Origin of the sequence: Paraburkholderia sp. BR13439, assembly GCF_040948805.1 — a bacterium.
Classification (GTDB): domain Bacteria; phylum Pseudomonadota; class Gammaproteobacteria; order Burkholderiales; family Burkholderiaceae; genus Paraburkholderia; species Paraburkholderia youngii.
In genome coordinates, this window is the sequence record NZ_JBFPKN010000010.1 from 60,808 (window position 1) to 82,571 (window position 21,764).

18 protein-coding genes are annotated in these 21,764 nt (G+C 61.7%); 12 read left to right on the plus strand and 6 right to left on the minus strand.

Features of this window, described 5'->3' with window-relative positions:
- Positions 1 to 271 precede the first annotated feature (271 nt).
- The gene (locus AB3X96_RS20535; protein WP_368591125.1) at positions 272 to 1,717 is read left to right on the plus strand and encodes a winged helix-turn-helix domain-containing tetratricopeptide repeat protein; all 1,446 of its coding nucleotides are present in this window, start codon (positions 272 to 274) and stop codon (positions 1,715 to 1,717) included.
- Positions 1,718 to 1,723: 6 nt separating this feature from the next.
- Positions 1,724 to 2,053, plus strand: a complete 330-nt coding sequence (locus AB3X96_RS20540; RefSeq protein ID WP_368591126.1) for a hypothetical protein — start codon at positions 1,724 to 1,726, stop codon at positions 2,051 to 2,053.
- A 182-nt stretch (positions 2,054 to 2,235) separates the two neighbouring features.
- On the opposite strand, the gene AB3X96_RS20545 is transcribed toward AB3X96_RS20540, so the two are convergent.
- Together AB3X96_RS20545 and AB3X96_RS20550 are read right to left on the minus strand one after the other, a co-directional pair.
- Positions 2,236 to 2,673, minus strand: coding sequence for a hypothetical protein (locus AB3X96_RS20545; RefSeq protein ID WP_368591127.1), 438 nt, complete (start codon positions 2,671 to 2,673; stop codon positions 2,236 to 2,238).
- 436 nt (positions 2,674 to 3,109) lie between these two features.
- Positions 3,110 to 3,445 carry a DUF3331 domain-containing protein gene (locus AB3X96_RS20550; protein WP_368591128.1) on the minus strand — a complete coding sequence of 112 codons (336 nt, stop codon included), beginning with the start codon at positions 3,443 to 3,445 and terminating at the stop codon, positions 3,110 to 3,112.
- A gap of 912 nt (positions 3,446 to 4,357) precedes the next feature.
- Between AB3X96_RS20550 and AB3X96_RS20555 the strand changes: the two genes are divergently transcribed.
- The 3 genes from AB3X96_RS20555 to AB3X96_RS20565 all read left to right on the plus strand — a co-directional run bounded on the left by AB3X96_RS20555 (position 4,358) and on the right by AB3X96_RS20565 (position 8,315).
- A complete protein-coding gene (locus AB3X96_RS20555) occupies positions 4,358 to 5,113 on the plus strand; it encodes a gluconate 2-dehydrogenase subunit 3 family protein (protein WP_368591295.1) in 756 nt (251 codons plus the stop codon).
- Positions 5,114 to 6,889 (plus strand): GMC family oxidoreductase, encoded by a 1,776-nt coding sequence (locus AB3X96_RS20560; protein WP_368591129.1) that lies wholly within the window; start codon positions 5,114 to 5,116, stop codon positions 6,887 to 6,889. It begins immediately after the preceding gene.
- 133 nt (positions 6,890 to 7,022) lie between these two features.
- Positions 7,023 to 8,315 carry a c-type cytochrome gene (locus AB3X96_RS20565; protein WP_368591296.1) on the plus strand — a complete coding sequence of 431 codons (1,293 nt, stop codon included), beginning with the start codon at positions 7,023 to 7,025 and terminating at the stop codon, positions 8,313 to 8,315.
- Positions 8,316 to 8,865: 550 nt separating this feature from the next.
- Here the strand turns inward: AB3X96_RS20565 and AB3X96_RS20570 are convergent.
- Positions 8,866 to 9,645: an alpha/beta fold hydrolase gene (locus tag AB3X96_RS20570; RefSeq protein ID WP_368591130.1), complete on the minus strand. Its 780-nt coding sequence runs from the start codon at positions 9,643 to 9,645 to the stop codon at positions 8,866 to 8,868.
- 164 nt (positions 9,646 to 9,809) lie between these two features.
- Here AB3X96_RS20570 and AB3X96_RS20575 point away from each other — a divergent pair, with 164 nt between their 5' ends.
- Positions 9,810 to 11,279 (plus strand): HD domain-containing phosphohydrolase, encoded by a 1,470-nt coding sequence (locus tag AB3X96_RS20575; protein ID WP_368591131.1) that lies wholly within the window; start codon positions 9,810 to 9,812, stop codon positions 11,277 to 11,279.
- A gap of 86 nt (positions 11,280 to 11,365) precedes the next feature.
- Here the strand turns inward: AB3X96_RS20575 and AB3X96_RS20580 are convergent, their stop codons facing one another.
- Positions 11,366 to 12,325 (minus strand): GlxA family transcriptional regulator, encoded by a 960-nt coding sequence (locus AB3X96_RS20580; RefSeq protein WP_368591132.1) that lies wholly within the window; start codon positions 12,323 to 12,325, stop codon positions 11,366 to 11,368.
- A gap of 108 nt (positions 12,326 to 12,433) precedes the next feature.
- On the opposite strand from AB3X96_RS20580, the gene AB3X96_RS20585 reads away from it, so the two are divergent.
- The 3 genes from AB3X96_RS20585 (at position 12,434) to AB3X96_RS20595 (ending at position 15,481) form a co-directional block, all read left to right on the plus strand.
- Positions 12,434 to 12,739: a putative quinol monooxygenase gene (locus AB3X96_RS20585; protein ID WP_008917810.1), complete on the plus strand. Its 306-nt coding sequence runs from the start codon at positions 12,434 to 12,436 to the stop codon at positions 12,737 to 12,739.
- A gap of 88 nt (positions 12,740 to 12,827) precedes the next feature.
- On the plus strand, positions 12,828 to 13,586 hold the full coding sequence (locus AB3X96_RS20590) for an alpha/beta fold hydrolase (protein WP_368591133.1): 759 nt from the start codon (positions 12,828 to 12,830) through the stop codon (positions 13,584 to 13,586).
- Between the two features lie 170 nt (positions 13,587 to 13,756).
- Positions 13,757 to 15,481, plus strand: coding sequence for a cytochrome c biogenesis protein DipZ (locus tag AB3X96_RS20595; RefSeq protein WP_368591134.1), 1,725 nt, complete (start codon positions 13,757 to 13,759; stop codon positions 15,479 to 15,481).
- Positions 15,482 to 16,119: 638 nt separating this feature from the next.
- Here the strand turns inward: AB3X96_RS20595 and AB3X96_RS20600 are convergent.
- Both AB3X96_RS20600 and AB3X96_RS20605 read right to left on the minus strand, forming a co-directional pair.
- The gene (locus tag AB3X96_RS20600) at positions 16,120 to 16,932 is read right to left on the minus strand and encodes an IclR family transcriptional regulator (RefSeq protein WP_368591135.1); all 813 of its coding nucleotides are present in this window, start codon (positions 16,930 to 16,932) and stop codon (positions 16,120 to 16,122) included.
- Between the two features lie 166 nt (positions 16,933 to 17,098).
- Complete coding sequence (locus AB3X96_RS20605) at positions 17,099 to 17,620, minus strand: VOC family protein (RefSeq protein WP_368591136.1); 522 nt, start codon at positions 17,618 to 17,620, stop codon at positions 17,099 to 17,101.
- A 191-nt stretch (positions 17,621 to 17,811) separates the two neighbouring features.
- Between AB3X96_RS20605 and AB3X96_RS20610 the strand changes: the two genes are divergently transcribed.
- The 3 genes from AB3X96_RS20610 (at position 17,812) to AB3X96_RS20620 (ending at position 21,716) form a co-directional block, all read left to right on the plus strand.
- Positions 17,812 to 18,663, plus strand: coding sequence for a fumarylacetoacetate hydrolase family protein (locus AB3X96_RS20610; RefSeq protein WP_368591137.1), 852 nt, complete (start codon positions 17,812 to 17,814; stop codon positions 18,661 to 18,663).
- 58 nt (positions 18,664 to 18,721) lie between these two features.
- Complete coding sequence (locus tag AB3X96_RS20615; protein WP_368591297.1) at positions 18,722 to 20,245, plus strand: bifunctional 3-(3-hydroxy-phenyl)propionate/3-hydroxycinnamic acid hydroxylase; 1,524 nt, start codon at positions 18,722 to 18,724, stop codon at positions 20,243 to 20,245.
- A gap of 91 nt (positions 20,246 to 20,336) precedes the next feature.
- The gene (locus AB3X96_RS20620; protein ID WP_368591138.1) at positions 20,337 to 21,716 is read left to right on the plus strand and encodes an MFS transporter; all 1,380 of its coding nucleotides are present in this window, start codon (positions 20,337 to 20,339) and stop codon (positions 21,714 to 21,716) included.
- Positions 21,717 to 21,764 lie beyond the last annotated feature (48 nt).

Genomic DNA, 21,764 nt, shown 5'->3' on the forward strand with positions numbered 1-21,764 from the left:
TGAGCTATGCAAGCGCGTCTCCGTAGCCGCGCATCAGCGCATCGGGAGATGCGCACGGGGAGATCCAGGCGCCTTGCAAGCACGCATTCAAACACCGCTTTAGGGTGTGTGCGCCGGTCCGATCACCAGCGCGAATTGCATTGCAACAACCGCGACAGACGCGCTCCACGGCGAGATCGCCGTACAGCTCCTCTGCGTGCGCGGATGCTCGTGCGGACGGTATTCAGCAAAGCTATAATTCTGACAACCGACCGGCTGGAGGAGAGACCCGATGGACGACCTCCGAGTGGGGAACTGGGCCGTCACCCCCAGCCTCAACAGCATCTCTTCCCTGGGCAGGACCACTCGCCTCGAGCCCAAAGTAATGGAGGTCCTGGTGTGCCTAGCCCAGCACCCGGGAGTCACGGTTTCCAAAGAGCAGCTTTTTCAAGCCGTGTGGCCCAGGACCGTGGTGACCGAGGATGTATTGAAGCGCTGCATCGCCGAGTTGCGTCGCGCCTTTGACGACGATGCCCGCGATCCACGCGTCATCGAGACCATCTCGAAACAAGGCTATCGACTGATCGCACCGGTAGCTGCAGGCAGCGCCACGCCAGCCCCCACCGAGAGTGTGATAAACGATTCCATCGTGGTACTGCCGTTCGTCAACATGAGCGCAGATCCGGAGCACGAATACTTTGCCGACGGAATCACTGAAGAAATCATCGACGCGTTAGCCCAGATCCAGGAGCTTCACGTCGTGGCGCGGAGTTCCGCCTTCTCGTTCAAGGGTAAGCACATCGACCTGCGCATTGTTGGCGAGCAACTGAACGTGCGCACCGTTCTCGAGGGAAGCGTGCGCAGAGCGGAAAACCGTCTGCGGATCACGGCACAACTCGTGTCTGCGGTAGACGGATATCATCTTTGGTCGGAGCACTATGACCGTGAGCTAAAGGATGTGTTCGCAATTCAGGAGGAGATTGCCCAGGCGATCGTGCAGCGCTTGAAGATCACGTTCCCGTGGGGTACGAAGAACCTGGTGAACCCTCGAACCCCGAATCTCGAGGCCTACGAGTCCTACCTGAAGGGTCACGCTCTGCTCTACAAAAGGGGGCCCGCGATTTCCCGTGCCCTCGCCTTTTTCCAGCGGGCAGTGGATCTCGATCCAGGCTATGCATTGGCGTGGGCCGGTCTTGCCGATTGCTACTCGATGCTTTGCTTCTACGGGTTTGCGGCTCCTCAGGCTTTCATGCCAAAGGCCATAGAGGCCGCTCGACACGCGGTGGCACTGGATTCATCGCTCGCCGAAGCACACTGCGTCCTGGCTGTCGCCGCCCTGCTCTGGGCCTGGAACACGGCGGAAGCCGAGCGTGAGTTTCTTTGCGCACTACACCTGAATCCGAAGTACATCTCTGCACGCGGATGGTACGGAAGCGCTTATCTCCAGTTCTCGGAAGGGCGGCTGGCGGAGGGAATGGAGCAAGCGAGGTTAGCACTGGCAGCGGACCCGCTATCGGCCTACGCACACGCCCTATACGCGCTGACTTGTACTGTCGCAGGCAAGACCAGGGAGGGCGTGGAGGTCGCCAGGCGCGCCGTCCAACTCGATCCCGAGAGTTGGCTTGCTAACGGCGTGCTGCAGGCGGCACTGCTGGTGAACGGTCAGTTCGAAACATCCGTCGCGGCGGGAGAAGCGACATTGGCAATGTCCGGCCGGCACCCTTGGTCCATGGCCTAGCTTGTCGTGGCCCTCGCAGAATGGGGCAAATCCACTGAGGCCGACGCGGTTTACGGCGAAATGCAGGCCCGAGCGCGTCGTGAATATGTTACGCCGACGGTACTCGCTATCGCGGCTTGCGCGGTGGCGAGGGAGGATGAGGCGATTCGCTACGCCCGCGAAGTCGACGAAATCCGCGATCCCAATTACCTGCAGTTATCCAGATACTTTCCCATGGCGTCCTGCTTGTATCGCTATCCGCGGTTTTGCGAAATCATCGCACAGATGGGCCGCAGTGATTGGTTGCGCGATCGACCGCCGCTGACGGCTACCCAGGAGCCACGCGCGCAGGAATGAATTTAATCTGCGCATGGCTGCCTGCATAACTACAGCAGATGTCATCTCTACGGACAAGCCGAATGTATTTGCCGTCTCTGCCAGTACGCGAGGCGCTCGGCTGTCGGGGCTGGTCCTGACCACCTTCTCGTTGACCAACGTTTAGAGTGGCTCCTTCAAGCCATCGGGCCGTCGAAGTCAAGCTATTTCTCACAAACGACGGCCGACATGACAAGCGGCATGACCTCTCTCACTGTCGCCGGGCTTCCGGCTTCACTGATGCGATTGTTGACCGTATCTTTCCCGGCCATCACGACAACCCCATAGACCTGGTGGGGCACTTCAGCTCCGCCTCGCCTCTGAATGAACATGTCGTCGTTATGGGCGTAGCCAAAAACAGCCCGCACCCTGAATCCAAAAGCGGTGAAGTTCTGATTCGGTCTCACCCGATACACGTTGACCGCATTGTCCGACACTTTCATCGGTAGCGGATCGATCTCCTTTCCTTCGACCAACTGTTCAATGAATGTGTGCGGACCAGCACGGCAATCGAAGTTTGCACCGATCTCGTGTGCGTGTATTACCCTCGACACGATGATTGTTCCGATGGCTGCGCATCGAATGAAATGAGAGACTTTCACGGATACCTACCTTTGGAAAATCGGTTCAACTATTCAGTAATCCCATCGTCGCACGATCGCAGTTGCGCCGCGAGATCCGCTCACGCGACTCTTCTCGGACGTGGCTGGATAGACACGCCGCGTGTTTGTATCTGCGCGCTGAGGGAGGGAACATCAGACCAAATCGATGGCACCTTTTCATGCAGAAGGTCAAGAACGTCCGTACCTTTTCACAAGGCCGTTCGCGCTTCGGTAACGCTCGCCTGCAGCCGACACTGCGCGCTGCCTCACTGCTAGCCATCTCTTGACTCTCCTGATCGTTCATTTTCAAAAGGAAGATTAACCGTTAGCCGGTACGCGTTTCAATTGCACTATGGTATAGCCCAGGTTCACACTTCCGCAGCGGCGGAGCCAACGTCTTGTCAGACAAAATCAGAGCGCCAATATAGCCTTCTCGCTACGGCCGGTGAGTCAGTCGCCGGAGGTCGCGCGTCCACTGATATTCTCGGGATGCCAAGTCGAATAGCCCAAACGCATCCACAGATATCATCGCAGATGCGTTCGCCCGTGCAGGGCGTTCGGCGGGACTAAACACGGCATCACCGCGGCGGATTGCACGTTGCGACACAACGCACACACCGGGGGCCCTCGCGAAACGACGGCGCCAGCGCTGCTCGCCATAGTGGCATCGCCCTGGCTCCACCCACCGGATGATGAGAGTATCTTCAAACTGTTCAAGAACTTCGATCTGGACACGCGCTACTTCTACTTCAGAGCACTCTATCGTCATCATTAGCTACTCCTGAAATCGAGCCCGTTTCAATCATCCGCGTATCCACGTGTTTGAGACACTTCATCCAATTCACCCTGAACGGCGAATCATGTGTTCGATGCCGTGAGTGAACAGCGCGACATGACAGCAACTCTAGGATGCAAGCGGTGTGGCGGTCCACTGCACAATGGCTTACCTGCATCTATGTGTCGATGGGAAGTAGCGTCATGTCATAGCTAACCCAAAGTGTATTTGCGTCTTCGCGTGGCCTACTCTAGATTGGATCGTAGGCGGAAAGCCTTCTTGTGGATTTCAGAAAAGCGGCTGACCTGCGCAACCCGAGGGACTAATTTTCTTTAAAGCCATTGACGCGGCGGCGTTGAGTGTCTCCCCGCTTGGTGGCCTGGATCTCCTCGGCCAGCTCGTCATGCACATACCACCGCGATTCGTGGGCAACCTGGTGCCGCAATGGGTATCGTCTCCGTTGCTTCCGGACATACGGATTGGGTTCGAGGTCGTGCTCATCGGCGCACCGCTGATTGTGACCGCGATCTAACCCTCGTTGCTATCGCTTCCTGATAACCGGAGCAATCGGTGGTCTGCTTCACCAATTTGGTGAGCTTGAACATCGAGCGCTTACACCATCGGAGAATGGTGTGTCTTGAAATATCCGATTATCCTTTTGTCTAAGACATCCTAAACGAATGAGGAAAAGAACAGAAGAGTTTACGAATTGAACACTTCCGAGCGTCTCAGGCAAGGCAGGCGCCTGTTGTTAATACTCGTTCCAGGTGTGAGGACGCATGCGGCAGCGAACGCAACATGCATCCACGCGCACGATGCAGCGCCACGCGTTGAGCATTTCACGCAGTTTATATGAGCCAGTCTCCGCTTGCCGTCTCAGTCGAAACAGGCCGCGCAGTTTTGATACGGATTTCAACTATGTCAGACTCTCCTCTCACGTCACGCCGCGGCTTCCTGCGCACGGCGGCAGTACTCGTTCCTGCAGGAGCACTTGCCGGCTGCGAACGCGGCTCGCGAGCTTCCCCCGGTACTGCGCAGCAAGGCGGCCAGCCTTCCGAGTCCGCGGGTGTGGCGCATCAAGTCCACGGAGACTACAAGCCCCGCTTTTTCGACGCCCGTGAGTGGACGTTCCTGCAAGCGGCCGTGGACCGCATGATTCCCGCGGATTCCGAAGGCCCTGGCGCGCTCGAAGCGGGCGTGCCCGAATTCATCGACCGGCAGATGGATACGCCTTACGCGCACGGCGCGCTCTGGTACATGCAGGGGCCATTCCCGCAAGGCGTGCCCGAACTCGGCTATCAGTTGAAGCTCGTGCCGCGCGACATCTACCGGCTCGGCATCAAGGCCGTGAACGTGTACTGCTCGAAGGCCTACGGCAAGGACTTCGACGCGCTCGACGCCAATACGCGCGACAGCGTGCTCACGGCGCTCGAAGCGGGCAAAGTCGACCTGGACGGCGTGCCCGCCTCCGTGTTCTTCGGCCAGTTGCTGCAGAACACGCGCGAAGGCTACTTCTGCGACCCGATCCACGGCGGCAACCGCGACATGGCCGCGTGGAAGATGATCGGCTTCCCCGGCGCGCGCGCCGACTTCATGGATTTCGTGAACCAGAACGGCAAGCCGTATCCGTACGGCCCGGTTTCGATCAACGGGGAGCGTGCGTAAATGACCCAGAAGAAACCGCATGTCGATGCCGTGGTGGTCGGCTTCGGCTGGACCGGCGCGATCCTCGCAAAGGAACTGACCGAAGCGGGCCTGAAGGTGGTGGCGCTGGAGCGCGGCGAGTACCGCGACACCTACCCGGACGGCGCATACCCCAACACAATCGACGAGCTCACGCACAACGTCCGCAAGAAGCTCTTCCTGGATCTTTCAAAGACCACGGTCTCGATCCGCCACGGCGTGAACGACACGGCGCTGCCCTACCGCCAGCTTGCGGCGTTCCTGCCCGGCGAAGGCGTGGGCGGCGCGGGCCTGCACTGGTCAGGCGTGCATTTCCGCATCACGCCGGAAGAGCTGCGCATGAAGAGCCACTATGAGGAGCGCTACGGCAAGAAGTTTATCCCCGCAGGCATGACGATCCAGGACTACGGCGTGAGCTACGACGAACTGGAACCGCACTTCGACTTCGCCGAGAAGGTGTTCGGCACCTCGGGCCAGGCGTACAAGGTGCAGGGGAACGTGGTCGGCGACGGCAATGTGTTCGAGGCGGCGCGCAGCGACAACTTTCCGTTGCCCGCGCAGCTGAACACGTATTCCGCCCAGCGCTTTTACGACGCAGCGAAAGCGCTCGGCCTGCATCCCTACCGGCTACCCTCGGCCAACACCTCGGGCCCGTACACCAACCCCTATGGCGTGCAGATGGGCCCATGCAACTTCTGTGGCTACTGCAGCGGCTACGCGTGCTACATGTACTCAAAGGCCTCGCCGAACCTCAACATCCTGCCCGCGCTCAAGCAGGAGAAGCATTTCGAGCTCCGCTCAAAGTGCCACGTGCTGCGCGTCGAGCTCGACGACACGAAAAAACGCGCCACGGGCGTCACTTACGTCGATCCCGCGGGCCAGGAAGTGTTCCAGCCCGCCGATCTCGTGATCGTCGCCGCGTTCCAGTATCACAACGTGCACCTCTTGCTGCTCTCGGGCATCGGCAAGCCCTATGACCCGATTTCGGGCGAAGGCGTGGTGGGCCGCAACTTCGCATACCAGAACCTCTCGACCATCACGGCTTTCTTCGACAAGGACACGTGGACGAATCCGTTCATCGGCGCGGGCGGCAACGGCGTGGCCATGGACGACTTCAACGCCGACAACTTCGACCACGGGCCGCTCGGCTTCGTCGGCGGCTCGCCGCTCTGGGTGAACCAGGCGGGCGTGAAGCCGATCAGCGGCATCGCCACACCCGCGGGCACGCCGAACTGGGGCGCCGGGTGGAAGAAGGCTGTGAAGGACCACTATGCGCACACCATTTCGATGGACGCGCACGGCTCCAACATGTCGTACCGCGACGTGTACCTCGACCTCGATCCGACCTATCGCGACTCGTACGGTCAACCGCTCTTGCGCATGACCTTCGACTGGAAGGACAACGACATCAAGATGGCGCGGTACGTGACGGGCCAGATGCAGAAGATCGCCGAGGCGATGGGCCCAAAGGCCATCAACGTCTACACGCGCGAGTTCGGCGCCCACTTCGACTCACGCCGCTATCAGACCACTCACCTCGTGGGCGGCGCCGTGATGGGCACCGATCCGAAGACGAGCGTCATCAACCGCTATCTGCAATGCTGGGACGTGCCCAATGTATTCGTGATGGGCGCATCCGCGTTCCCGCAGGGGATCGGCTACAACCCCACCGGCCTCGTCGCCGCTCTCGCCTACTGGTCCGCGAAAGCGATTCGCAGCCAGTATCTGAAGAACCCCGGCCCCTTGGTGAGCGTGTGAGAAGCCCATGACGATCATGAAGAAAAACCCGGTCCCCGTGCGATTCGCTCGTAAAAGCGCACGCGGCGCACTGCGCCGCCTGAACCCCGTTTCGAAGGCGGCGATCACGCTCGCCGTCTATGCTGTGTTATCCATGGCGTTTGCGCTGCTCACGGCCCGTGCCGCCAACGCCACGGCTAAGCCCGCAGACCCCGAGCTCGTCGCGCACGGCGAGTACCTCGCTCGCGCTGGCGACTGTATCGCTTGCCATACCGCCCAGGGCGGCAAGCCCTTCGCGGGCGGGCTGAAGTTCGATACGCCCATCGGCGCGATCTACTCCACGAACATTACGCCCGACGCCGGGAGCGGCATCGGCAAATGGAGCTACGACGATTTCGCGAAAGCCGTGCGCGAGGGTGCGCGCCCGAACGGCGAAACGCTCTACCCGGCGATGCCCTACCCGTCGTACGCGCGCCTTTCCGACGACGACATGAGGGCGCTCTACGCGTACTTCATGCAGGGCGTCGCGCCCGTACACGCGCAGAACCGCGCCGCGCACATCCCTTGGCCGCTCTCGATGCGCTGGCCGCTTTCGATCTGGCGCACGCTATTTGCGCCCAAGGTGCAGGTGTTCGACGGCTCGCACTATAGCGACACGGTCGTCGCGCGCGGCGCATATCTCGTGCAGGGCCTGGGCCATTGCGGCGCGTGCCACACACCGCGGGCGCGCACGATGCAGGAACTCGCGCTCACTGACCTCGAAGGCGACGACTTCCTCGCGGGCGGCGGACCGATCGACGGCTGGGTGCCGTCGAACCTGCGCGGCAACGCGCGCACGGGCATCGGCGCGTGGTCCGAGGACGACATCGTGCAGTTCCTCAAATCGGGCCGCAATCTGCACACGGCCGCTTTCGGCGGCATGACCGACGTGGTTCAGCACAGCATGCAGCACATGACCGATGCGGACCTGCTCGCAATGGCTCGGTACCTCAAGACACTGCCCTCGAACGACCCGAAGGAACCGCCCTACGCCTATAACGCCATCGCCGCGAACGCGCTGCAAAGCGGCGACGCGAGCGCACGCGGCGCAGCCGTCTATCGCGACAACTGCATGGCCTGCCACCGCAGCGACGGGCGCGGCTACACGCGCGTGTTCCCGGCGCTCGGCGGCAATCCGGTGGTGCAGGGCAAAGACCCCACATCGTTGATTCATGTACTGCTCAGCGGCAACACGCTCGAAGGCACGAAATCGGCGCCCTCGCCGTTCACGATGCCGGCGTTCGGCTGGCGCCTGTCCGATCAGGACGTAGCCGATGTGGCCACCTTCGTGCGCGTCAACTGGGGTAACACCGGCGCGCCGGTCATCGCCGACGACGTCGCCAAGGTCCGCAAGATGGTGGCCGTCAACGCGCCCGAACTGCCGCCGGGCGCCTCGTTCAAGCACTAACGCTAACGCCGATGCGGTAACTCGCTGGTGCTTTCAATCGCGTTTTCTTCCTGCACCTGCCGCTGGCCGGCTCGGCCGTTCCACTCGTGTAACGGTCCATTGTTAACGGTCGAGATAGCACATGATCAAAAAGCTTCTGATTTCTGCACCAATTCTCTTGTCGCTAGCAATACCGTCAGGTCGCGTTTGCGCATCTGACGGTATACGGATTTCCTGGCGAATGGCTTTTTCGAGCTAGCGCGAGGTCAACTGCTGCTTCCAAGGTCCAACGGACGTCCAAATCTTCATGCTCAGCGGCAAGTGGTTTGCTGAATCGACAAACTTCAGCATCACACTGTGGTGAACAGCAAAATCATTTCATTCACACCGGGTGCCGGACTCGGTAGGGACTAGACGGATGTGTATTCAGTCCTGGCACGATGCACGCAATTGACCCGGGCGCTTAACGCCAGGCAGGCCGGTCAGTTTTTCTCTGGATTGTTTGTCGGCACGACCTGGCGCCACGGAATTTCCGAAGCGCCCCCGCAATCAGTCGGAGCCAATGCCACTGTTAGTGGACTTTGCTTGCCGCTGCGATGATCGCGTCGGCAACCGCCTTCGGCTGACTCAACATCGGGACGTGACTCGAGTTGACATGCGTCGTCGTTGCGCCGATCTGTTTGGCCATCGCTTCCTCGGCGTGCGGATCGATCATCCGATCCTGGTTGGCGACCAGGTACCATGACGGCTTCGTGTGCCACGCTGCAGTGCCCACCTTGTCGTCCAGGGCGCCCGCGAACCAGGGGCCCTGGGTCGCGGCGAGGATGCGCGCTTGCGCCGGCGGCAGATCCTGGGCGAAATCGTTCACCACGCCCTTGGTGGACAACTTCAGGAAGTTCGCGGAGTCTTTCTTAAACTCGCCCGCCCCGGGCGTCGCCGGCTTGCCTTTGAACAAGTCGTTGACCGACTCGCCGCTATCCGGGACGAGAGCGGCGACGTACACGAGTGCCTTGACCTTGTCGTCGTTGCCGGCCTGGGTGATTACGGCGCCGCCCCACGAATGGCCGACGAGCACGACCGGACCGGTTTGCTGGTCTATTGCGCGCTGGGTGGCTGCCGTGTCATCCGCAAGCGAGCTGAGCGGGTTCTGAACCGCAACCACGTGAAGACCGCGCGCTTCGAGCAACGGGATCACCTTGTCCCAACTCGATCCGTCGGCGAAAGCGCCGTGCACCAGGACGATATTCGTTCCTTTCAGATCCTGCGGCGGGGCGGCAAGGGCGGCGTTCAGCGAAAATGCGCTCCCGATCAATAGCGCCGAAGCGAGATATCTCTTCAACTGATGGTTCATGATGGGCGTTTCCTCAAGGGTGTAGAGTGAGCCACCAGTATCGCGAGCAGCCTGTCCGGACGGTATCGGTCAAATAACCGACCCCGCCGCAAGCCGGCGATGGGCATCGCGCCCATCCTGGATGGACGCCATTTAGGCTCGAGTCCGAGGGGGCATCGTCAGAGATGAACGACGACGGTTTCGCAATTCGTGTTTTCGACGCGGTCAAGGCGCTTGCCTTTATCGGCGACCTCAGCATGGGCCAGCCGACCGACCACTCGTCGCGCACGGCGTGGCTCGCGGCCCGGCTGGCCCACGCGTCCGGTCTCGACGAATCGAGTCGCACCGCGGCGGTGGAGGCTTCGCTGTTGCGCTGGTCCGGTTGCACCGCGAATGCGTCGGGATTCACCGATGTGCTCGGCGACGATGTCGCGGGGCGAGAGGCCATGCTGGCGCTGCGACCCGACTGGGCAGGACCGCTTGAAGCGCTCGGCGGGGTGAGGGTCGCTCTGACGCCCCTGACTCAGATCCATTGCGAGGTGTCCAGCGAAGTCGCGCGGATCATGGGACTTGAGCGCGAGACCGAGGCCACCCTGCGGCACATCTTCGAGAAGTGGGACGGCAGCGGCATGCCAGACCGGTTGGCCGGCGCCTCGGTGCCGGATGCCGTATTCGTGGTGTGGCTGGCAGGCGACCTGGAAATATTCAGCCGTGTCTACGGACTCGAGCGTGCGCTCAATTCGATCGCCCACCAGGCCGACGCGCGCTATCCGCAGCGTTTGGCGATGATCGTCATCGCGCAGGCGTCGCAATGGCTGGATGCTCTGGAGCATACCGAAGTGGCTCGGGCCGACAACGAGCTGATGACGCCGCAGATGCGCCAGACGACGTCGGCCGAACTCATCGCCGACGTCATCGATCTCAAGCTGCCGTGGATGACGGGATTCTCGCGCGCAGTCGCGGCGACGGCCGCCACGTGCTGCGAACGGCTCGCGCTCGACGCAGCGGCACAGGACCGCCTCTACTGCGCAGGCCTGATTCACGGCATAGGGCGCGCGGCAGTGCCCAATGCGCTGTGGCAATCGGCGGGACGTCTATCCGCATCCGCGTGGGAAAAAGTACGGCTCGTCCCGTATTGGACCGCGCGCGCGGGCAGGCAGACCGGGGCGCTCGCGCAGGTCGCCGAGCTTGCATCGTACGCATACGAACGGCTCGACGGCTCTGGGTATTTTCGAGGCGTGAGCGGCGAAGCGTTGACGCTCGAGGCGCGTATTCTCGCCGCGTCAGTGGCGTGGGTCGCCCTGCGCGCCCTGCGGCCCTGGCGCGACGCCATGCCGGCGGACGAAGCCGAGAAGGTGTTACGCGCTGAAGCGGACCAGGGACGATTCGATAGCGATATCGTCGACGCGTTGATCGTTTCCAGGCCTACGCCACGTGGCGGCACCCGCTCGCGGCAGCAGGCGGCGAGTCTGTCGGCGCGTGAAACCGACGTGCTACGTGCGATCAGCCTCGGTGCGAGCAACAAGGAGATCGCGCGCGAACTGGCGCTGAGTCCGAGCACGGTGCGCACCCATGTCGAAAGCGTGTTTCGCAAGCTCGGCTGTTCCACGCGTGCTGCGGCGACATTGAAGGGCTCGACCATGGGGCTGCTGTGAGCGGGCTGGCGGCCGATCAGCCATTTCCTAAAGGCTGCTGGTACTGGCGCGCGCACGGCCACCGCATACTCAATAGTCGATAAGACTCACGACGCCCGCAACTCACGGACCCCCTTACCTATCCGCCGCCGCAGTAGCGTCCGCAATGTGACGCCGTCTGCGTAGCCGACCTGCTCGGCGATGCGATCCACGCTGTCCTTGCTCGTTTTCAGCAGATGAACGGCGCGCTCGACCCGCAGATCCTGTATGTACTCGACGGGCGTTTTACCGAGCACTTCATTCAGACGCCGCGTCAACGTTCGCGTGGACGTAGCCAATGCGTTCGCGACGTCGTCAAGGGCGATGGCCGTGTCGAGGTGTTCGCGCACCCAGCGGTCGAAACGCTCGACGAGCGGGTCCGAATGGGCCAGGTGATCGGAAATCGCAAAGGCCGACTGCGAGGGTCGCGAATCGAATACGAGGTACTTGCCCACTAACGCCGCAAGCTCCGGGCTGTTGTTGCGGATCAACCAGAGCGCCAGGTCGAGATGGCTCAGGGCGGCCCCTGCCGTCACTGTGTCGCCGCTGGGAACCACGATGCGATGCACATCCAGGTGAACGTGCGGGTAACGTTGCCGGAACACCGGCGAGAGCCACCAGGTGGTGGTGGCTTCGCCCCCGTCGAGCAAGCCGCTTTCGGCCAGCACGAAGGTGCCCGTGCAGGCAGCTCCGATATGGGCGCCGGCATGGTGCCACGAGCGCAATGCCCCTAGCGCTTCGATCACGTCGGCCCGGCCGAGCGAAGGCACGAGCAGGTCCGTCGTCGTCCTGTTAAGCGCGGGTACGACGACCCAGTCCGGGGCGGGCGCATCTCTCATATCGCGGACGGGAACCTGCAGCCCAAGCGCGGTGCGCACCTCTGGCCGCATCCCTACAACGGTGATATCGAAGCCCGGTGTGGCCATCCCCGTCGCGCGCGCGAGTTCGTTGGCCGTCGTCAAGGCGTCGAGCACCGTGGTGAGGCCGGTGTCGAACACCCCCTCGAGCGCGAGGACATATATTCGCATGGCGGGATTGATACCAAAATTGTCGATTGAGACAGTATTCTCCCAGGCGCTCCATTTGTAAAGTTTGGCTCACCGGGTGAATGGATCACGCGGACCTGGAGAGCAAAGATGATCAAGAAAGCGCTATTCGTACGACTTGAAGCCAAGCCGGGCAAGGAGCAGGCGGTCGCAGACTTCCTCGACGCTGGCCTGGAACTCACGAATCGGGAGGCGACCACACCGATCTGGTTCGCCCTCAGACTGTCACCGACGACGTTCGGCGTCTTCGACGCCTTTGCGAGCGAAGAGGATCGCCAGGCACACCTGCACGGGAGCATGGCCGGCGCCCTGATGGCTCGGGTCGACGAGATGCTTGCGAGCCCTCCGTCGGTCGAACCAATCGACGTTCTGGCTATGAAGAACAGGCTGCCGTGATTCGCGGTTAGCCATCACCGATCAATCCTCGCCCGTCAAGCGCGATTGCGCGAAACGACGGCACTTAGTTAAAACCTTGGAGCTCCAAATGTCTGCACTGCGAAACAAACTGGCCGTTGCCGCCCTGATTGCCCTGGGCACCACGATGGCGCACGCTGAGGCGAAGGCGGCCTCGAAAGATGTTGTCATTGTCCACGGCGCACTGGTGGATGGTTCCGGCTGGCGGGCCGTCCACGACATCCTGGTGAAGGATGGTTACCATGTGGCGATCGTGCAAGAACCGCTCACGGGCCTCGCCGAGGACGTCGATGCGGCCAGGCGCGTCATTGATCAGCAGCAGGGCCCGGTGGTGCTGGTCGGTCACAGCTATGGCGGCTCCGTGATCACGGAGGCAGGTGCGGACCCGAAGGTCAGCTCGCTCGTCTATGTGGCCGCACTGCAACCCGATGCCGGCGAAGCCAGCGGCCAGCTTTTGCAAAAGTTCGCCGCGCCCAACGATGCGATGCGAGCGACGCCGGATAAGTATTTCTTCCTCCCGCCTGCGAAGTTTCGTGAGAACTTCGCAGCGGACGTCTCGCCCTCGGACGCGCAATTCCTGGCGGACTCACAGGACCAACTCGCCGAGAAAGCATTGGGCGCGCCGGTCTCCGTGGCGGCATGGCGAAGCAAGCCCAGCTACGCCATCCTGACTACACAGGATCACATGGTGAGCCCTCAGCTTCAGCGCTGGATGTATCAGCGCTCGGGTGCCAAGGTGACCGAGGTGAGCGCAAGCCACGCTGTCTTTATCTCTCAGCCGGCCACGGTCGCGCGAGTGATTGAGGCTGCGGCGAAGTCGACGAACTGACCGGTGATCGTCTCGATGGGGCACCTGTCGGCTTTGCGCCGACGGCCGACAACGTCGCCAGTCGGCCCGCCCCATCACAGATAGCCACGGTGGTTCTCAAATCGCGTCAATCGCAGGTGCATGCCACTCAGCTTGGCACATGACCACAACCCTTCACGGATGTCCTCACCATGCTATTACTGATCCTTGCCTACCTCGGCGGTGCATTGACAATCCTGAGTCCGTGCATCCTGCCGGTGCTACCTTTCGTATTTTCGCGAGCAGACCGCCCGTTCGCGCGCAATGGACTGCCGATGCTAGTGGGCATGGCGCTGACCTTTGCCGTGGTCGCCACGCTGGCCGCCGTCGGCGGCGGCTGGGCCGTCCGCGCCAACCAGTACGGCCGCTTCGTCGCCCTCGCCGTGCTCGCCGTGCTTGGCCTGACCTTGCTGTCGGAGCGCGTCGCCGAATGGATCACCCGTCCGTTCGTGTTGCTTGGCAACAAGCTCACCGAGCGCACCGGCAGCGAGGACGATTCGGTACTCTCGGCGGCCGGGCTGGGCGTGGCCACGGGGCTGCTGTGGGCGCCCTGCGCGGGCCCGATCCTGGGCCTGCTGCTCACCGGTGCGGCCCTCAAAGGCGCCAGCGTGCAGACAACGTTGTTGCTGCTCACTTACGCGGCGGGCGCGGCGACTTCGCTCGCGCTGGCGCTGCTGATTGGCGGACGCGTCTTCGCCTTGATGAAGCGCTCGCTGGGCGCAGGCGAATGGGTGCGCCGCGCCCTGGGTGTGCTGGTGCTCGCAGGTGTGGCCAGCATCGCGCTGGGGCTGGATACCGGACTGCTGACACGCGTGTCTCTGGCCAGCACGGGCGGCATCGAACAGAAGCTGATCGACGCGGCGCGTCCTGCGCCTCTCGTGCAGATCGCCGTGAAGGCCGGCGATACGCTGCCGGTGGAAGGCGATCTGCCCGCGCTCGATGGCGCCACCCAGTGGCTCAACAGCGCACCGCTCACGGCGCAGTCGCTGCGCGGCAAGGTGGTGCTGGTCGATTTCTGGACCTACTCCTGCATCAACTGCATCCGCTCGCTGCCGTACGTGCGGGGCTGGGCTGACAAGTACAAGGATTACGGCCTGGTGGTGATCGGCGTGCACGCGCCCGAGTTCGCATTCGAGAAAGATCCGGGCAACGTCGCACGCGCCGTGAAGGACCTGGGCGTGAACTACCCTGTCGCAATCGACAACGGTTACACCATCTGGAAGGCCTTCAGCAATGAGTACTGGCCTGCGCATTACTTCATCGACCCGCAGGGGCATATTCGTGACCACCATTTTGGCGAGGGCGACTACAAGCAAAGCGAGGACGTGATCCGCCGGCTGCTCGCCGAGGCCGGCCAGAAGAACCTGCCTGACGGCTACGTGCAACCGGTCGCGCAGGGCGCACAGGCCGCCGCCAGCTCGGGCGATGCCAATCGCTCGCCGGAAACCTACGTGGGCTACGCACGCGCACAGAACTTCGCCGGTGGGCCGGTGGCGCAGGACGCGACTGCCACGTATCACGCGGCCCAGACCCTGAAGGTCAACCAGTGGTCGCTCGACGGGCGCTGGTTGGTGGGCGACGAAACTGCGCGGCTTGACAGCCCTGACGGACGCATTGTTTATCGCTTCCGTGGCCGTGACTTGCATATGGTGCTGGGGCCCGGCGGCGACGGCCAGCCCGTGCGCTTTCGCGTGCTGATCGACGGCAAGGCGCCAGGCGCCGACCGCGGCACGGACATCGATGTGAATGGCAACGGAACGGTCACCGGGCAGCGTCTCTACCAGCTCGTGCGGCAAGCCCATGGCAGCGGCGAACGCACCTTCGAAATCACGTTTCTCGACCCGGGCGTGCTGGCTTACGCGTTCACGTTCGGCTGAGTCCCACCTTTGGCGCAAGATGAGCCTCATGTCCCACCTTCACACCGTAACCGCCTCCCCACAGGGCGGAAACTTCGCCGCCTCGCAGCATCCACAAGGGTGCTTGCCCGAGGTTCGCGCGAGCTTCCTGTCGCTGAGCTGATCTCAAACGTCCGGATGACGCCGTGCGAACGGCGGTCGGTCCGCGCATCGCGCCGTGTCGGTTGGGAGATATATTTCAGGTGTCGCCGTCCTCCCCTAGGAAGCACCGAAGAGCGTCCGCACCGCCACACACCATCGCTCGCAGGGCGTCCCTGAATTGCTGATTTCGACTGTCAAGCGAGGAGTATGGAATGAACACGATCGCGCTGGCCTACACACGGTGTCCTCGGTCTGCTCCAGTTCATACGTGGACTCACCATGACAGTCGTGCGATCTCGTGTCGGCCTACTGAGCGGCTATCGCGCTCGCTTCGAGCGAACGCGCCCACTCGCCCCATTTTTGCGTCTCGCGAATGGTCCGAGGACGTCCCAAGTCGGTCTTGAAACAGCCTTCGGAAACGCTATTCCTTAAAGGCTCGTGCGAGTTGTGGCGACAACGGGTCGGGTCTTCAAATCGATCGAACTGCACCAATGCTCTTGGGAGCGGATGGCAGAGCACTATGCCGAGCGTTTTACTTGCGAGACGGTCTGCGACGAGCCAGTTGTCGCAGTCGCTCGGCTCTCGATAACCGCCCGCGTGCGCTGTGAAATTCGCCCCGCTGCTTCCCTTAGGGTTTCGACGAGACGCTCGAGATTTGCGAACTCGAGTCGTTGGGTCGGAATGATCAACGCAAGCGATCCGACCGCTTCACCGGAGTCGTCGGTGAACAGTGGCGACGCTAGTGCCGAAACTCCACGTTCCAGCTCGTCTCTTGAAAGATAAAAACCCGCGCGTCGGATTTTGAGCAATGACGCACGAAACTCTTCGAGCGTCGTCCCAAGGCCGCTTTGCGCAATGTCTTCGGGATACTGTTCGAACAGGGTCGCGAGCTTGGCCTTCGGAAAGCTGGAAAGGATCGCTTTAGGAGCGGCTCCAAGAAACAGGGGCCTCGGACGGCCTCGACCGTACCGGAGGTCAAGAGCCGCGTCGTGCGTCTCCCTATGTGTGTCAACAAGCTCGTTTCCGTACCAGCGCGACATCACTACATCGAAGCCGGAATGCTCACTCAACTCGTGCATGATTGGCTGGCCGACCGCAAGCAATGGATCCGACGCGCGCAGGTGGTAATCCAGCCTGATGATGCGAGGACCGAGACCGTAATCTCCACCTGTAAACCGGACGAGCAGGCCAGCATCCACGAGCTCACGCACGTAGCGATAGGCCGTCGGAGCCGAACAATCGAGTTCGGCAGCAACGTCTTCGGCGGACAAGAACGGCTTTGCCTCCGAAAAAAGTTCGAGTATAGATAAAAGCCGGGTGATGCTCGACATCGCGGCGCTAGCTCCTTCTATGTGAGCGGATTATGCCATCAGCGCGCTCTCCCGCGGCCTTCCCGGCTCACTCACGGAAAACGGTTGAGTGCGCGGCTGCCCCCTGTTTTACGCAGGGCGCTACGTTGTTGTTGCCCGATGCGCAGCCGACCGCTCAAGCAACGAGTTAGACAAGCCCCATACGAACTGCCATCTCGGCCTGCCAATCGGTTCGTGGTCTGAATCCTGGCAGCGCGCTCGCGTGGTGCTCAACGGCCGCCATCAGGTCTGTGTCAGGCAAGTCAAAGTCGACCGGCACCCGCATCGGCTGATCGACGTACCACGGCGTGTCGATGAAGATCTCCAGCCGGTTGCCCTCGGGGTCGCGCGCATAAATCGAAATCGCGTTGCCATGCGTGACGGGGTTGATCTCTTCCAGACCCTCCGAGACAAAGCGCGCGTGAAACTGCCTTAGCGTGTCGAGACTATCCGCTTCGAACGAGATCTGATTGATCGGATTGAACGCCAGGTGCTCGGGCCGACCGCTCGCAAGCACGATCTGGTGATGAACAGCGGGATCACGACTCAAGAATACGAGCCGCACTTCGCCGTGCGGCGTCTGCAGCATGCCGCGGTCCGTTACGGTGAACTCCAGCACCCGCGAATAGAAGTCTTCCACCCGCGCCATATCGCTCACGTAGAAGCCCATATGGCTCAGTGACAGCCCGCGTCGCGCTCTCTTCGTACCTTCCATGCTCGCCTCCAGTAGTGATAAACCCTAACGAAAAACACGTTGTGTTCATCATTAAACATAGCTTATTCTCAAAATACGATAAATGCACGACTTTTCAGAGGTCTGCAGCATCGATCTGACCGAATTTTTATCTAACTGGAGCGTCAATGAAACTTGTCAGCTTTTCTACCCATCAAGGCCCCTCCTTCGGCGTCGTTCGCGACGACAGCGTCGTTGATCTCGGCAAGCGCCTGGACAATCGTTATGCCGACCTGAAGGCACTGATTGCCGCCGACGCGCTGGGGGAAGCCGCGCAGGCGGCCCAGGCTGGTAAGGGCGACTACCCGCTGTCGGAAGTGACGCTTCTGCCGGTGATTCCCAACCCTGAACAGATCTTCTGCGTGGGACTCAACTATGCGGAGCACGTCAAGGAAACCAATCGCGAAACTACCGAGCAGCCGGTTATCTTCATGCGGCTCCCGGCTTCGCAGGTGGGTCACGGGCAGCCGATGCTGCGTCCCCCTGAGTCCCAGCAATTCGACTACGAGGGCGAAATTGCCGTGATCATCGGACGGGGTGGACGGCGTATCGCCGAAGCCGACGCCTGGAATCACATCGCCGGGTACGCCTGCTACAACGATGGCTCCGTGCGCGACTGGCAGCGTCATACCACCCAGTGGGGACCGGGCAAGAACTTTTATCGCACTGGAGCGTTCGGGCCATGGATGGTGACGAGTGACGAAATCGAACCGAACGCCCTCATGACGCTCGTTACTCGCCTCAATGGGCAGGAAGTGCAACGCGCGACCACGCAGATGCTGATTCACGGCATCTCGAAGCAGATCGCCTACCTGTCGACCTTTACGCCGCTCGCTCCGGGCGATGTCATCGTCACCGGGACGCCCGGCGGCGTCGGTGCAAAACGCAATCCGCCGCTGTTCATGAAGCCCGGCGACCGGGTCGAAGTGGAAGTCGACCGGATTGGCGTCCTCTCCAATCCGATTGCCGACGAAGCATAAAGATCGTTGCCGGACGCGCCCCCCGGCGCATCCGGCGACTCACCAAGCGGATGTAGACATGTCAGATAAAACCATTTCGATGCACGCATGCGACTACGATGTCGCCGTCATCGGTCTCGGCCCGACCGGTGCGACGCTGGCGAACCTGCTGGCGAGCGAAGGCTTGGGGGTACTCGTGCTGGAGCGAGACAAGGACATTTTTGCGCTGCCCCGCGCGGTGCATTTTGACGGCGAATGCATGCGGGTGTTTCAGAGCATCGGGCTCGCAGACGCACTGCTTCCGAAGTTGTTTGTCGGTCCCGGCATGAAATTCGTGAACGCCGAGGGCAAACTACTCATCGACTGGGTACGGCCCACATGCATCGGCCCGCACGGCTGGTGCGCAAGTTATAAGTTTCATCAACCCGACCTCGAGAACGCATTGCGTGACCGTCTGGCCGTTCAGGCGAACGTGGACGTACGACTGCGTCACGAAGTGTTTGCGCTCGACGAAACGAACGACGGCGTCCAACTGCGCTTTGAAGACACGAGCTGCGGCAAACTCGGCCGTGCTACCGCCCGCTACGTGGTTGGCTGCGATGGCGCGCGCTCGATTGCGCGCCGTTTCATGGGCACCGAGCTAACGGATCTGAAGTCGCACGAACGGTGGGTTGTGGTCGATGTATTGCTGGACACACCGCGACCCGACCTCGGTGATTTCTCCATTCAATACTGTGACCCCGCGCGCCCAATGACCTACACCCGTGGTCCGGGAAATCGCCGTCGTTGGGAAATCATGGTCATGCCGGGCGACGATGCGACGCAGCTCGCGTCCCCCGAATGGCTGTGGGATAAGCTCGCTCGCTGGATTTCCCCGGCCGACGCCCGACTCGAGCGTTCCGCGATTTACACCTTCCACTCGGTCGTGGCGAACGGCTGGCGCCGCGGACGGCTATTGCTTGCTGGAGATGCTGCGCATCAAACACCGCCCTTCATGGGCCAGGGGATGGCAGCCGGCATCCGCGACGCGTCGAATCTTGCATGGAAGCTCGGCGCGGTCATTCGTGGCACTTCGCCCGATACGCTGCTCGATACATACGAATCAGAACGTTCGCCTCATGTGCGCGAGTTCATCGAAACCGCGGTGCAACTCGGCTCGGTCATTCAGACGACCAATCCCGAGGCTGCGACCAGCAGGGACAGCGAGATGAGCGAAGCGATTCGCAACTTTGTCACTCCACAACCGAAGCTCGGTCCGGGTGCCTGTCTCGACGCATCCCCGTCGACCGTGGTAGGACAGATCGCGCCCCAACCCCGCCTGACAGACGGGCGTTTGATGGATGACGTCGTCGGATATCGATTTGTCCTCGTTGCGTTGCCCGAATTGCTCGCCGGCGATGACGACATCGCCAGTCGCGCTGCATGGGCGGGCATCCAGATCGTCAGCGACGAAGACGCGGTGAATGCGTGGTTAGCGTCAACGGGCGCCGCAGCAGTGCTGATCCGACCTGACCGCTACGTCTACGGCATTGCCCACGACATCGCATCCTTGCATCGCCTGGTCGAACACGCATTCCCCGAACTGCAGGCGGCCAGCGCGTAACCGGGCCGCTATGCAGACAACGTTGAACCGCTGAGACATCGCGACCACGCACACCTATTGGACGAAGAAGCCAACAATCCCTGGAGGAGTCATGGAAGTATTTCGTCACCCGGTCAGCGTCGCTGGCCAGACTCATTCGCCTGGTTTATCGCGGGCGCAGTGGAAGATGATTCTGATCGCGAGCCTTGGCGGTTCGCTGGAATTTTACGACTTCATCGTCTACGGTTTCTTCGCGCATCACATCGCGGCCCAGTTTTTCCCGAACGCCTCGTCGTTGATCAGCATGCTGGCCGCGTTTTCCGTGCTGGCAATCGGCTACGTCGTCCGGCCGCTCGGCGGTATCGTCCTCAGCAGTTGGGGGGACCGCTATGGTCGCCGTCCGGTCTTCCTGGGTTCGATTATCGTGGTCACCACAGCCACGATCTGTCTGGGTTTGCTGCCCAATTTCCAGAGCTGGGGTATCGCGGCTTCCATCCTGCTCATCCTGTTGCGCATGCTGCAAGGTTTTTGCGTCGGCGGAGAAATGCCCGGCGCCATTACCTATGCAGTGGAAGCGGCGCCGCACCGTGCGGGCCTCGCCGCCGGCATCATCATCTGCGCGGTCAACGTGGGCGTCCTGCTCGCCACTTTCGTCAATCTCGGCATCCAGAGCTACCTCTCGAGCGCCGACGCGGCGGCCTATGGCTGGCGGATCGCCTTCCTGTTCGGCGGATTCTGTGGGCTCCTGTCCTACTGGATGCGCCGCAATCTGGACGAGTCCCCCGAGTTCAAGGAGATGCATGGCGCCGTCGCCAGGCAACCATTTCGCGAGACGCTGCGACATCATGGCAAAGCCGTCGCAGCGGGAGCGCTCACTATCGCTGTGATGGCCGGCGTCAACGGGATCCTCTACGGTCACATGCCGGCCTTTCTGGTTCAACAATTGCACTATGCGCCCCAGACGGCGGCGATCGCCCAGAATGCCTATCTGGTCGTCAGCTCGTTCGGTCTGCTCGCTGCGGGCTGGCTGGGAGACAAGATTGCGCGCCGATACCTGCTGCGAACGTCAGCGGCGCTGCTGATTGTGCTGAGCTACCCGTTCTATTGGGCGCTTGTGAATCACACTGTCGATCCGGTCGTTTTGTTCGTTCTCGCCGCGGTGGTCTTTTCACTGGCAAGCGGTACGTGGCCCTCTGTCCTCGCCGATCAGTTCCCCGTCCAGGTACGATTCAGCGGGATCGCCCTTGCGTACAACATTTCGGTGGTCGTATTCAGCGGCTTTGCACCGCTGCTCGCCACCATGCTGGTTCGCGCGACAGGATCCTTGACAGCACCGGCCTACTACGTCGTGGGAACATGTGCGGTCGCTCTGCTCGCGAGCTTTGCATTGCCCCGGGACAGTCTGCGGCCCATTTCAGCGCGACATTGGCTGAGGGCGCGCGCAGTCGCCCCGGCTGTCTCGCGGGAGGACTCGCACGCGCGCACCGATTGACGTGCAACTCGTGAAGACTACTCATGCAGCACCGAGCCCAGCTGACGT